A 12,397-nucleotide genomic window follows, 5' to 3' on the forward strand; every position below is an offset into this window, starting at 1 on the left:
CCGTGTGGGGAGAGCAACCGAGCGCAAATCCCACTACTTCGGAAGGGCCGGAACCCGCATGACTTCCACCCACGCCTTCTGGCTCGCCGGCCGCCAGGCCAACGGCGAGACCGCCTTCGACGTCACCTCCCCGTGGGACGGCCGTCTCGTCGGCACGGTCTCCGTACCGACGGAGGCACAGGTCGAAGAGGCCGTCGCCGCCGCCCACGCCGTGATCGACGACTTCTCCGCCACCCCGGCGCACGTCCGCGCGGCCGCCCTCGACCACGTGTCGAAGCGTCTCGTGGAGCGGACGGAGGAGATCGCGCAGCTGATCTCCGCGGAGAACGGCAAGCCCGTCAAGTGGGCCCGTGGCGAAGTCGGCCGCGCGGTCTCGGTGTTCCGGTTCGCCGCGGAGGAGGCCCGCCGCTTCAACGGCGGCGAGGCCCAGCGTCTCGACACCGACGCCGGCGGCCAGGGCCGCCTCGCTCTCACCCGCCGCTTCCCCAAGGGCGTCGTGCTCGGCATCGCGCCGTTCAACTTCCCGCTCAACCTCTGCGCCCACAAGATCGCCCCGGCGATCGCCGTCGGCGCGCCGATCATCCTCAAGCCCGCTCCGGCGACCCCGCTGTCCGGGCTGATCCTCGGCGAGCTGCTCGCCGAGACCGATCTGCCGGCCGGCTCGTGGTCCGTGCTCCCGGTCCCGAACGACCAGATGCCCGCCCTCGTCAAGGACGAGCGCCTGCCGGTCATCTCCTTCACCGGCTCCGACAAGGTCGGCTACGCGATCATGGACTCGGTCCCGCGCAAGCACTGCACCCTGGAGCTCGGCGGCAACGGCGCGGCGGTCGTGCTCGCCGACTTCGCGTCCGAGCAGGACCTGGACTGGGCGGCGACCCGGATCGCCACCTTCTCCAACTACCAGGGCGGCCAGTCCTGCATCTCCGTGCAGCGCGTGATCGCCGACGCGACCGTCTACGACCGGCTGCTGCCGAAGATCGTCGCGGCCGTCGAGGCACAGGTCACCGGCGACCCGTCCGACTCCGCCACCGACGTCGGCCCGCTCGTCAGTGAGGACGCCGCCAAGCGTGTGGAGTCCTGGGTGGACGAGGCCGTGCAGGGCGGCGCGAAGCTGCTCGCCGGTGGCAAGCGGGACGGCGCGAGCTACGCGCCCACCGTCCTCACGGACGTGCCCGCCGATGCCACCCTCGCCTGCGAGGAGGTCTTCGGGCCGGTGCTGACCGTGACGAAGGTCGACGGCGAGGCCGAGGCGTTCGCGGCGGTCAACGACTCCAAGTACGGCCTGCAGGCGGGTGTGTTCACGCACGACGTGCAGACCGCGTTCCGTGCCCACCGCGCTCTCGAGGTCGGCGGTGTCATCGTCGGCGACGTCCCGTCCTACCGCGCCGACCAGATGCCGTACGGCGGCGCCAAGCAGAGCGGCGTCGGCCGCGAGGGCGTCGCCTTCGCGATGGACGACTACACGTACGAGCGGGTGCTGGTCCTCACCGGACTGGCGCTGTAACGCCGTACGCGACGAACCGACGGCCGGAGCCCACTGTGCGGGGGCTCCGGCCGTCCTGTCGTTGCTCCCACTGCCGTACGCGGGCTGGTGGGAGTGCCGGGAATCGGGTAGTACGAACGGGTAGCACCGGCCGGTAAATGCCCCGGCGGGCCCCCCCGATTCGCGGCGAGGTGAGCCTCATGTCCGCTCCAACGGACAAGCCCCTGCATCAGACCCACACCCCGAAGATCAGCGAGCGCGAGGCACGACAGGTCGCGGAGGCAGCGCGCGAACAGGCTTGGCGGAAGCCCAGTTTCGCCAAAGAGCTGTTCCTGGGCCGTTTCCGTCTCGACCTGATCCACCCCCATCCGATGCCGACCGGTGAGGCGGCCCGGCGCGGAGAGGAGTTCCTCTCGAAGCTGCGCCACTTCTGCGACACGAAGATCGACGGCGCGCTCATCGAGCGGGAGGCACGGATCCCCGACGAGGTGATCAACGGCCTGCGGGAGCTCGGCGCGCTCGGCATGAAGATCGAGCCCAAGTACGGCGGCCTCGGCCTCACCCAGGTGTACTACAACAAGGCGCTGGCGCTCGTCGGCACCGCGAGCCCGGCGATCGGCGCGCTGCTGTCCGCGCACCAGTCGATCGGCGTCCCGCAGCCACTGAAGCAGTTCGGCACCGACGAGCAGAAGCAGCGGTTCCTGCCCAGGTTGGCCCGCACGGACATCTCCGCCTTCCTCCTCACGGAGCCGGACGTCGGCTCCGACCCGGCCCGGCTCGCCACGGCCGCCGTCCCCGACGGCGACTCGTACGTCCTTGACGGCGTGAAGCTGTGGACCACCAACGGCGTCGTCGCCGACCTGCTCGTCGTCATGGCCCGCGTCCCCAAGTCGGAGGGGCACAAGGGCGGTATCACCGCCTTCGTCGTCGAGGCGGACAGCGAGGGCATCACCGTCGAGAACCGCAACGCCTTCATGGGTCTGCGCGGCCTCGAGAACGGCGTCACCCGCTTCCACCGGGTCCGGGTCCCCGCAGAGAACCGCATCGGCCCCGAGGGCGCGGGCCTGAAGATCGCGCTGACCACCCTCAACACCGGCAGGCTGTCGCTGCCCGCGATGTGCGTCGGCGCCGGCAAGTGGTGCTTGAAGATCGCCCGCGAGTGGTCCGAGGTACGTGAGCAGTGGGGCAAGCCGGTTGCCCGGCACGAGGCCGTCGGCGCCAAGATCTCCTTCATCGCCGCGACCACGTTCGCGCTCGAGGCCGTCGTCGACCTGTCCTCCCAGATGGCCGACGAGGACCGCAACGACATCCGCATCGAGGCCGCCCTCGCCAAACTGTACGGCTCGGAGATGGGCTGCTTGATGGCCGACGAGCTGGTCCAGATCCGCGGCGGCCGAGGCTTCGAGACCGCGGAATCGCTGGCGGCGCGCGGCGAACGGGCCGTCCCCGCCGAGCAGTTGCTGCGCGATCTGCGCATCAACCGCATCTTCGAGGGCTCGACCGAGATCATGCACCTGCTCATCGCCCGCGAGGCGGTCGACGCGCACCTCGCCGTCGCCGGCGACATCATCGACCCCGACAAGCCGATGTCGGCCAAGGCGAAGGCGGGCGCCAACGCTGCGGCCTTCTATGCCCGCTGGCTGCCCAAACTCGTCACCGGACCCGGCCAACTTCCCCGTACGTACGCGGAGTTCCACCCCGCCGGTCACCGGGACCTGTCCACGCACTTGCGTTACGTGGAACGCAACAGCCGCAAGCTGGCACGGTCGACGTTCTACGCCATGTCCCGCTGGCAGGGCCGGATGGAGACCAAGCAGGGTTTCCTCGGCCGGATCGTCGACATCGGCGCCGAACTCTTCGCGATGAGCGCCGCCTGCGTGCGTGCGGAGCTGCTGCGCACCTCCGAGGACCACGGCCGTGAGGCATACCAGCTCGCGGACGCGTTCTGCCGGCAGGCCCGCATCCGCGTAGAGGAGCTGTTCACCCGTCTCTGGTCGAACACCGACGACCTCGACCGCAAGGTCGTGAACGGCGTGCTGTCCGGCACCTACACCTGGCTGGAGGACGGCATCGTCGACGCCAGCGGCGAAGGCCCGTGGATCGCGGACGCCACGCCCGGCCCGACCGAGCGGGAGAACGTCCACCGCCCGATCCGCTGAACGAAACCGCAGCGGGGCACGTCCACACGCCGGACGTGCCCCGCTCCCGTGCGCCGCACCCGTCCGGTCACCGGGGCTCCCTGTCCGGGCCGAAAGGCAGTGCCGCCACAATGGGGGGATGAGCGACAGCCCATCACCCCTCGCAGACCCGCATCTCGTCTTCGACGCCTCCGAAGGCCGCCGGGACATCGTCGTCCTCGGCTCCACCGGGTCCATCGGCACGCAGGCCATCGACCTCGTCCTGCGCAACCCCGACCGTTTCCGCGTCACCGCGCTGTCCGCCGCAGGCGGACGGGTCCGTCTGCTCGCCGAGCAGGCGCGGCGGCTGCGTGTCGACACGGTCGCGGTAGCGGACGAGGGCGCCGTGCCCGCGTTGCGCGAGGCACTGGCCGAGCAGTACGGCGGCGAGCCTCTGCCGGAGGTGCTGGCCGGCCCGGGCGCCGCCACCGAGCTCGCCGGCTCCCCCTGTCACACCGTGCTGAACGGCATCACCGGATCGATCGGTCTCGCCCCCACGCTCGCCGCCCTGGAAGCCGGACGCACCCTCGCCCTGGCCAACAAGGAGTCGCTCATCGTCGGCGGGCCGCTGGTCAAGGCGCTCGCCAAGCCCGGGCAGATCATCCCCGTGGACTCCGAGCACGCCGCGCTCTTCCAGGCGCTCGCCGCGGGCACCCGCGCCGATGTGCGCAAGCTGATCGTGACGGCCTCCGGCGGGCCCTTCCGCGGCCGCACGAAGGCGGAGCTGGCGAACGTCACCCGCGAGGACGCCCTCGCGCACCCGACCTGGGCCATGGGCCCGGTGATCACGGTCAACAGCGCCACGCTCGTCAACAAGGGGCTCGAGGTCATCGAGGCGCATCTGCTCTACGACATCCCCTTCGACCGCATCGAGGTCGTCGTCCACCCACAGTCGTACGTTCACTCCATGGTGGAGTTCACCGACGGCTCGACGCTCGCCCAGGCCACCCCGCCCGACATGCGCGGCCCCATCGCCATCGGCATCGGCTGGCCGGAACGTGTCCCGGACGCGGCCCCCGCCTTCGACTGGTCGACGGCCTCGACCTGGGAGTTCTTCCCGCTCGACAACGAGGCGTTCCCGTCGGTGGGTCTTGCCCGCCACGTGGGAGAGCTGGGCGGAACGGCGCCGGCGGTGTTCAATGCCGCGAACGAGGAGTGCGTGGAGGCATTCCTCACCGGAAGGCTGCCGTTCAACGCCATCATGGATACGGTCACCGAGGTGGTCGCCGAGCACGGCACCCCCGCGTCGGGAACTTCCCTGACGGTGGCGGACGTCCTCGAAGCGGAGACCTGGGCCAGGGCCAGGGCCCGTGAGACGGCAGCGAAAGCAACGGCGGAGGCTCGCGCATGACGATTCTGTTGACCATTCTGGGCATCGCGCTCTTCGCCGTCGGGCTGCTCTTCTCCATCGCCTGGCACGAGCTCGGCCACCTCTCCACGGCCAAGCTCTTCGGCATCCGTGTGCCCCAGTACATGGTCGGCTTCGGTCCGACGCTCTGGTCGCGGCACAAGGGCGAGACCGAGTACGGCATCAAGGCGATCCCCATGGGCGGCTACATCCGCATGATCGGGATGTTCCCGCCGGGGGAGGACGGCCGTATCGAGGCCCGTTCCACCTCGCCGTGGCGCGGGATGATCGAGGACGCCCGCTCCGCGGCCTTCGAGGAGCTGAAGCCGGGCGACGAGACGCGGCTGTTCTACACGCGCAAGCCGTGGAAGCGCGTCATCGTGATGTTCGCGGGACCGTTCATGAACCTGGTCCTCGCCGTGGCGATCTTCCTCGGCGTGATGATGACGTTCGGCTCCCCGACCCAGACCACAGAGGTCGCCGGCGTCCAGAAGTGCGTCATCGCCCAGAGTGAGAACCGCGACACCTGCGCCAAGGGAGACCCCGAGTCGCCGGCGTTCGCCGCCGGGCTGCGGGAGGGCGACAAGATCGTCGCGTTCAACGGCAAGCCCGTCGAGGACTGGTCCACCCTGTCGACCCGTATCCGGGAGACGATCGGCCCCGCCACCATCACCGTCGAGCGCGACGGTGCCCAGAAAGCCCTCGAGGCCACCCTCATCGAGAACACGGTGGCGAAGAAGGACGATGACGGGGAGGTCGTCCCCGGGAAGTTCGTCCCGGCGGGCTACCTGGGCTTCGCGGCGAAGACCGAGATCCTTCCGCTGTCGTTCGTCGATTCGGTCGACCGCATGGGCGGCATGATCGAGAACGGCGCCGAGTCCATCGTCGCGCTGCCGTCCAAGGTTCCGGACCTGTGGAACGCCGCCTTCAGTGACGGCGAGCGCAAGGACGACTCGCCGGTCGGCGTGGTCGGCGCCGCGCGCCTCAGCGGCGAAGTGCTCAATCTGGACGTACCGACGACCAACATCGTCGCGACCTTCCTGATGCTGCTCGCCGGCTTCAACCTCTCCCTGTTCCTCTTCAACATGCTGCCGCTGCTGCCGCTGGACGGAGGGCACATCGCGGGAGCGCTGTGGGAGTCGGTGCGGCGCAACATCGCCAAGGTCTTCCGGCGTCCCGACCCGGGCCCGTTCGACGTGGCGAAGCTGATGCCGGTCGCCTACGTGGTGGCAGGGATCTTCATCTGCTTCACGCTGCTCGTGCTGGTGGCCGACATCGTCAACCCGGTGAAGATCAGCTGAGCCCTGCGGGTGGCGGCCCGGCCGCCGCCTCTGGGGATGGCCGGACACGGTTCGTGTCCGGCCATCCCCTTTGAGTGGACTTCGCTGTGCGATGTGCCCGGGCGAACGCCAGTGCCGTAATCTCGGGTGCTGGAGCCCGCCGATCTCGGGACCTCGATCCACACCTTGGGGTTGCACAGCAGATGACTGCAATTTCTCTCGGAATGCCGTCCGTTCCGACGAAGCTCGCCGACCGGAGGGTCAGCCGGAAGATCCAGGTCGGTTCTGTCGCGGTCGGCGGCGACGCACCGGTTTCGGTGCAGTCCATGACGACGACCAGGACGTCCGACATCGGCGCCACGCTCCAGCAGATCGCGGAGCTCACGGCCTCCGGCTGCCAGATCGTGCGCGTGGCGTGCCCGACGCAGGACGACGCGGACGCGCTGGCCACCATCGCCAAGAAATCGCAGATCCCGGTGATCGCGGACATCCACTTCCAGCCGAAGTACGTCTTCGCGGCGATCGACGCGGGCTGCGCCGCGGTGCGGGTGAACCCGGGCAACATCAAGCAGTTCGACGACAAGGTCAAGGAGATCGCCAAGGCCGCCGGCGAGACCGGCACCCCGATCCGGATCGGGGTCAACGCGGGATCCCTCGACCGCCGCCTCCTGGAGAAGTACGGCAAGGCCACCCCCGAGGCGCTCGTCGAGTCCGCGCTCTGGGAGGCGTCCCTCTTCGAGGAGCACGGCTTCCGCGACATCAAGATCTCGGTCAAGCACAACGACCCGGTCGTCATGGTCAACGCCTACCGCCAGCTCGCCGCCCAGAGCGACTACCCGCTGCACCTCGGCGTGACGGAGGCCGGGCCCGCCTTCCAGGGCACGATCAAGTCCGCCGTCGCCTTCGGCGCCCTGCTCGCCGAGGGCATCGGCGACACGATCCGCGTCTCCCTCTCGGCCCCGCCGGTCGAGGAGGTCAAGGTCGGCATCCAGATCCTGGAGTCGCTCAACCTCCGCCAGCGCCGGCTCGAGATCGTCTCCTGCCCCTCCTGCGGGCGCGCCCAGGTCGACGTCTACAAGCTCGCCGACGAGGTGAGCGCCGGCCTCGAGGGCATGGAGGTGCCGCTGCGCGTCGCGGTGATGGGCTGCGTCGTCAACGGTCCCGGCGAGGCCCGCGAGGCGGACCTCGGTGTCGCCTCGGGCAACGGCAAGGGCCAGATCTTCGTCAAGGGCGAGGTCATCAAGACCGTGCCCGAGTCGAAGATCGTGGAGACCCTCATCGAAGAGGCCCTGAAAATCGCGGAGCAGATGGAGAAGGACGGCGTCGCCTCGGGCACACCGGACGTCGTCGCCGTGGGCGAACCCGGCGCCTGACCGCCCGGCCGGTCCAAGGCCCCGCCGACCCCTCCCCGGGGTCCGCGGGGCCTTCGCGTGAGCGCGCCACGCCACCGACCCGCCAGGTACAGTTCACAGACCAGTAAACCGTGTGATGAGGCGCCCTCGTGTTGACGCAGACCACCACCCGGGTCCTCGACCCCGGCGAACTCGGCGCAGCGCTCGCCATCCTCGAGAGCGAGCCGGTGACGAATGCCTTCGTCACCGCACGTGTTCAGGTCGCCGGTCTCGACCCATGGCGTCTCGGGGGTGAGATGTGGGGCTGGTACGCGGACGGACACCTGCGCTCCCTGTGTTACTCCGGCGCCAACCTCGTCCCCATCTGCGCCACCCCCGAAGCTGTGCGCGCCTTTGCCGACCGCGCGCGCCGGTCCGGCCGCCGCTGCTCGTCCATCGTCGGCCCCGCCGAGCCCACCACCCAGCTCTGGCGACTGCTCGAACCGAGCTGGGGCCCCGCCAGGGACGTACGAAACCACCAGCCCCTCATGATCACCGAGGAGCTGCCGAAGAACATCGAGCCCGACCCCGGCGTCCGCCGTATCCGCAAGGACGAGATGGACGTGATCATGCCGGCGTGCGTCGCCATGTTCACCGAGGAGGTCGGCATCTCGCCGATGGCCGGCGACGGCGGACTGCTCTACCAGGCCCGGGTCGCCGAACTCGTCGCCGCCGGACGGTCGTTCGCGCGGATCGACGACGGCAAGGTCGTCTTCAAGGCCGAGATCGGCGCGGCCACCCCGAAGGCCTGCCAGATCCAAGGTGTCTGGGTGGCCCCCGAATACCGCGGCCGTGGCCTGTCCGAGACCGGCATGGCAGCCGTCCTGCGCTACGCCCTCGCGGACGTCTCACCGGTCGTCAGCCTGTACGTCAACGACTACAACACCCCGGCCAGGGCCTCCTACCGGCGGGTCGGCTTCCGCGAGGTCGGCGCCTTCATGAGCGTGCTGTTCTGATTCCCGGCGGACCGTGCTGAGCGGCCACGACGGCAAGTAGGGTTCGGCACATGGCAGCACTCACCGGGGAAGGCTCGCAGTACCCCGAGGTCGCGATCGGACCGCTCGAACTCGCCGCACACGTCGACGAGGCGCTCGCCGTCCAGGCGCTCGCCTTCGGTCTCGGCGACGACGAGATCGACATCCGCCGTTACATCGTGCTGCGTCATCTGCAGAGCCCAGGAGCGCACGCCCTCGGAGCCACCACCGCGGCCGGCCGACTCGTCGGATTCGTCTACGGCATGCCCAACGACCGCACGCACTGGTGGTCCACCGTCGTCGAGCCGTACCTGCGGCGCACCGGCACCGACCACTGGCTCGACGACTCCTTCGTCATCACCGAACTCCACGTGCACCCCGCCTTCCAGGGCCGCGGCATCGGGCGCCGGCTGATCACCACCATCACCGACGGCGTCGGCCAGCCGCGCTCCATCCTCTCCGCGATCGACATCGAGAGCCCGGCCCGCGCCCTGTACCGCGCGCTCGGCTACCAGGACCTCGCGGGCCACGTGCTGTTCCCGAGCGCACCGAGCCCGTACGCGGTGATGGGCGCCGCACTGCCGCTGCGGCGGGCGAGCGGACAGGGGAACTGATTTCCGCCCGCAGGTGCGCCCCGGCTAACCTCCTGCACATCACACGTTCCGAGCAGGAGTTCACCATGGCCCAGGTCCAGCGCATGTCCCGTCTGATGGTCAAGACATTGCGCGACGACCCGGCGGACGCGGAGACGCTCAGCCACAAGCTGCTCGTCCGCGCCGGTTACGTCCGCCGCAACGCCGCGGGCATCTGGTCCTGGCTGCCGCTCGGCAAGCGCGTCCTCGAGAACGTCACCCGCGTCGTACGCGAGGAGATGGACGCGATCGGTGCTCAGGAGGTGCTGCTCCCGGCCCTGCTGCCCAAGGAGCCGTACGAGGCGACGGGCCGCTGGGAGGAGTACGGCGCCGAGCTGTTCCGCCTCAAGGACCGCAAGGGCGCCGACTACCTGCTCGGTCCGACCCACGAGGAGATCTTCACCCAGCTCGTCAAGGACCAGTGCACGTCCTACAAGGACCTGCCGGTGATCCTCTACCAGATCCAGACGAAGTACCGCGATGAGGCGCGTCCCCGCTCGGGCATCCTGCGCGGCCGCGAGTTCCAGATGAAGGACTCGTACTCCTTCGACACCACCGACGAGGGCCTCGCCGAGTCGTACGCCCTGCACCGCGAGGCCTACGTGCGGATCTTCGAGCGCCTCGGCCTCGAGCACAAGATCGTCTCTGCGGTGTCCGGTGCCATGGGCGGCTCGGCGTCCGAGGAGTTCCTCGCTCCGGCCGCGGCCGGCGAGGACACCTTCGTCCACTGCCCCTCCTGCGACTACGCGGCCAACACCGAAGCCGTCACCTTCGCCCTCGCCCCGGTCGACGGCGCCGCCCACGGCCCCGTCGAGGAGCTCGACACCCCCGACACCCCCACGATCGAGACGCTCGCCGACCACTTGGGCGTGCCCGCCTCCGCGACGCTGAAGAACCTGCTGGTCAAGGTCGACGGCGAGATCGTCGCCGTGGGCGTGCCCGGCGACCGAGAGGTCGACCTCGGCAAGCTGGGCGACCACCTCGCCCCCGCGGTCGTCGAGCTGGTCACCGCCGAGGACTTCGTCGCCCGCCCCGACCTCGTCCGTGGGTACGTCGGCCCGCAGGGACTCGAGAAGGTCCGCTACATCGCCGACCCGCGCATCGCGCCCGGCACGGCCTGGATCACCGGGGCGAACAAGGAAGGCAAGCACGCGAGGAACGTCGTCGTGGGCCGGGACTTCGAGGTCGACGACCACTTGGACGTCGTGGTCGTCGAGGACGGCGACCCGTGCCCCTCGTGTGGCACCGGCCTGAAGCTGGACCGCGCGATCGAGATCGGTCACATCTTCCAGCTCGGCCGCAAGTACGCCGACGCCTTCCAGCTCGACGTGCTCGGCCAGAACGGCAAGCCGGTCCGCGTGACCATGGGCTCCTACGGCATCGGCGTCTCCCGCGCGGTTGCGGCGCTCGCCGAGCAGACGGCGGACGAGCAGGGCCTGTGCTGGCCCGCCGAGATCGCCCCCGCCGACGTCCACGTGGTCGCGGCCGGCAAGGCGCTCCAGACGGAGCTGGCCCTCGACGTCGCCCGCCAACTGGGCGAGGCGGGCCTACGCGTGCTGGTCGACGACCGTGCGGGCGTGTCGCCGGGCGTGAAGTTCACCGACGCGGAGCTGATCGGCGTCCCCAAGATCCTGGTGGCCGGCCGCCGCTCGGCCGACGGCGTCGTGGAGCTGAAGGACCGCCGCACGGGCGAGCGCGAGGAGCTCCCGGTGGCGGAGGCCGTGGCTCGCCTGCGCGGCTGACGCTGCTGCGGCAGGGGCCCGGGGGCGCTGCCCCCGGGTTCCTGCGCCTGCAACGCCGGGCGGCTCCGACGGAGCCGCCCGGCGTTGGAGCACACCGTGCGGGTGCGGTTCGGGGGTCGAGGCCCACGCCGGGTGGGGGTACCCCGCGCAGTGGTGGCCGCGGGGTCCGTGAGGTCCGGTTGGGGCAGTTCGGTTCGGGGTGGGACGGCCCCGGCGCAGCGGCGCTATCTGCGGGTGCGGTTCGGGGGTCGAGGCCCACGCCGGGTGGGGTGGCCCCGGCGAAGCGGTAACCGCAGACGCCGTACGGGTCCGAGGCGGCCCCCGTTCGGGCAGGTCGGGGGACGGATTCCGCGTGCCGGTGCCCGAGGGCACCGTGCGGGTGCGGTTCGGGGGTCGAGGCCCGGCACGGGTGGGACGGCCCGGCGCAGCGGCGACCGCGGGGCCGAGAGGCCCCGTTCGGGCAGGTCGGGGACGCAGCCCCGCGTAGCAGCGTCGCGCCCGCTACAGCCAGCTCGCGAACTCCAGCGCCAGTTCACCTTCGGCGCGTCGGCCCGTGGCAATCGCGCGCGTGCCCGACTCGACCGCCCGGAACAGCGTCCAGCCCCGCAGGCGTTCGCGATCCACCTCCAGGGAGTCCGCCAGCTTGTTCACCCTGCGGCGTGCCGCCGCAGCGCCCGCCGAGGCGGCGACGAGGTCCTCGACCCGGTCGCGGACCAGACGTGCCAGGTCGTAGGCGCGTTCGCCCACGAGCGGCTCCGGACCCACCGCCAGCCACGGCGTCCGATCGCCCGAAAGTACCTTCCCCTGCCGGAAGTTGCCGTGCAGCAGCATCTCCTCGGCGGCGAGCGCGACCAACTCCTCCCGCGCCGCCAGCGCCGCGGCGACAAGCGGTTCGTCGGAAAGCCGCATCGCCTCCGCCTGCCGGCCCGTGCGCTCCGTGACCGTCTCGAAGCCATGGCCTGCGGGCGGCTCCGTCCACAGCCGCCGCACCGTGCCCGCCGCCTCCAGCAGCGCCTTCGCCTCGGGCAGCGACCGCAGCGACATCTCCGGGTGCAGCCTCTCCAGCAGGAGCCCGTCGTCCCCGGCGTCCAGGAGCCGTACCGTTCCCCAGCCGTTCCAGTGCTCCAGTGCGGCTCGCTCGAGAGCCGGCGCGGCGGAGGGCGGGGCCACCTTCAGGGCGGCGGGGGTGCCGTCCGGCTGCCGTACGAGCAGTACCAGGCTGCTGCGGCCGCCCGGCACGACCGTCCGTTCGACGTCCAGCTTCCGCCGGTCCACCGTCCCCTGGACGGCGCCGGGCAGCTGCCTGAGCCACTTGTCGTCCTCACCGAGTGCCCGTACCAGCCGCTGCGGCGGTTCGAAAGCCATACGTC

Annotated in this window: 9 protein-coding genes; 8 read left to right on the forward strand and 1 reads right to left on the reverse strand. The window is 70.6% G+C overall.

The genetic code is table 11. From position 1 onward, the window contains the following. Positions 1-58 precede the first annotated feature (58 nt). The 8 genes from ACIQ7Q_RS29590 to ACIQ7Q_RS29625 all read left to right on the forward strand — a co-directional run bounded on the left by ACIQ7Q_RS29590 (position 59) and on the right by ACIQ7Q_RS29625 (position 11,027). A complete protein-coding gene (locus ACIQ7Q_RS29590; RefSeq protein ID WP_403868618.1) occupies positions 59-1,504 on the forward strand; it encodes an aldehyde dehydrogenase family protein in 1,446 nt (481 codons plus the stop codon). A 179-nt stretch (positions 1,505-1,683) separates the two neighbouring features. After that, positions 1,684-3,642 carry an acyl-CoA dehydrogenase family protein gene (locus tag ACIQ7Q_RS29595; protein ID WP_403868621.1) on the forward strand — a complete coding sequence of 653 codons (1,959 nt, stop codon included), beginning with the start codon at positions 1,684-1,686 and terminating at the stop codon, positions 3,640-3,642. A 118-nt stretch (positions 3,643-3,760) separates the two neighbouring features. Beyond that, positions 3,761-5,011: a 1-deoxy-D-xylulose-5-phosphate reductoisomerase gene (gene dxr / locus ACIQ7Q_RS29600; protein WP_403868624.1), complete on the forward strand. Its 1,251-nt coding sequence runs from the start codon at positions 3,761-3,763 to the stop codon at positions 5,009-5,011. Then, a complete protein-coding gene (locus tag ACIQ7Q_RS29605) occupies positions 5,008-6,309 on the forward strand; it encodes a M50 family metallopeptidase (RefSeq protein ID WP_403868626.1) in 1,302 nt (433 codons plus the stop codon). Before dxr ends, ACIQ7Q_RS29605 begins: the two co-directional genes overlap by 4 nt. Before the next feature lie 182 nt (positions 6,310-6,491). Beyond that, positions 6,492-7,661 (forward strand): flavodoxin-dependent (E)-4-hydroxy-3-methylbut-2-enyl-diphosphate synthase, encoded by a 1,170-nt coding sequence (gene ispG, locus ACIQ7Q_RS29610; protein WP_403868629.1) that lies wholly within the window; start codon positions 6,492-6,494, stop codon positions 7,659-7,661. A gap of 128 nt (positions 7,662-7,789) precedes the next feature. Continuing rightward, entirely contained in the window at positions 7,790-8,635 is an 846-nt protein-coding gene (locus ACIQ7Q_RS29615; protein WP_403868632.1) for a GNAT family N-acetyltransferase, read from the forward strand. A gap of 50 nt (positions 8,636-8,685) precedes the next feature. Continuing rightward, entirely contained in the window at positions 8,686-9,267 is a 582-nt protein-coding gene (locus ACIQ7Q_RS29620) for a GNAT family N-acetyltransferase (protein WP_403868636.1), read from the forward strand. Positions 9,268-9,332: 65 nt separating this feature from the next. Beyond that, positions 9,333-11,027 (forward strand): proline--tRNA ligase, encoded by a 1,695-nt coding sequence (locus ACIQ7Q_RS29625; RefSeq protein ID WP_403868639.1) that lies wholly within the window; start codon positions 9,333-9,335, stop codon positions 11,025-11,027. A 501-nt stretch (positions 11,028-11,528) separates the two neighbouring features. Here the strand turns inward: ACIQ7Q_RS29625 and ACIQ7Q_RS29630 are convergent. Beyond that, on the reverse strand, positions 11,529-12,392 hold the full coding sequence (locus ACIQ7Q_RS29630) for an aminoglycoside phosphotransferase family protein (protein ID WP_403868642.1): 864 nt from the start codon (positions 12,390-12,392) through the stop codon (positions 11,529-11,531). Positions 12,393-12,397: the final 5 nt, after the last annotated feature.

The organism is Streptomyces sp. NPDC096176 (assembly GCF_044763255.1).
Classification (GTDB): Bacteria; Actinomycetota; Actinomycetes; order Streptomycetales; family Streptomycetaceae; genus Streptomyces.

Excerpts from the sequence above, each read along its gene's own strand:
- ACIQ7Q_RS29625 (WP_403868639.1), top strand. The coding sequence starts at position 9,333 with ATGGCCCAGGTCCAGCGCATGTCCCGTCTGATGGTCAAGACATTGCGC.
- ACIQ7Q_RS29630 (WP_403868642.1), bottom strand. The coding sequence starts at position 12,392 with ATGGCTTTCGAACCGCCGCAGCGGCTGGTACGGGCACTCGGTGAGGAC.
- ACIQ7Q_RS29605 (WP_403868626.1), top strand. The coding sequence starts at position 5,008 with ATGACGATTCTGTTGACCATTCTGGGCATCGCGCTCTTCGCCGTCGGG.
- ACIQ7Q_RS29620 (WP_403868636.1), top strand. The coding sequence starts at position 8,686 with ATGGCAGCACTCACCGGGGAAGGCTCGCAGTACCCCGAGGTCGCGATC.
- ispG (WP_403868629.1), top strand. The coding sequence starts at position 6,492 with ATGACTGCAATTTCTCTCGGAATGCCGTCCGTTCCGACGAAGCTCGCC.
- ACIQ7Q_RS29590 (WP_403868618.1), top strand. The coding sequence starts at position 59 with ATGACTTCCACCCACGCCTTCTGGCTCGCCGGCCGCCAGGCCAACGGC.
- ACIQ7Q_RS29595 (WP_403868621.1), top strand. The coding sequence starts at position 1,684 with ATGTCCGCTCCAACGGACAAGCCCCTGCATCAGACCCACACCCCGAAG.
- dxr (WP_403868624.1), top strand. The coding sequence starts at position 3,761 with ATGAGCGACAGCCCATCACCCCTCGCAGACCCGCATCTCGTCTTCGAC.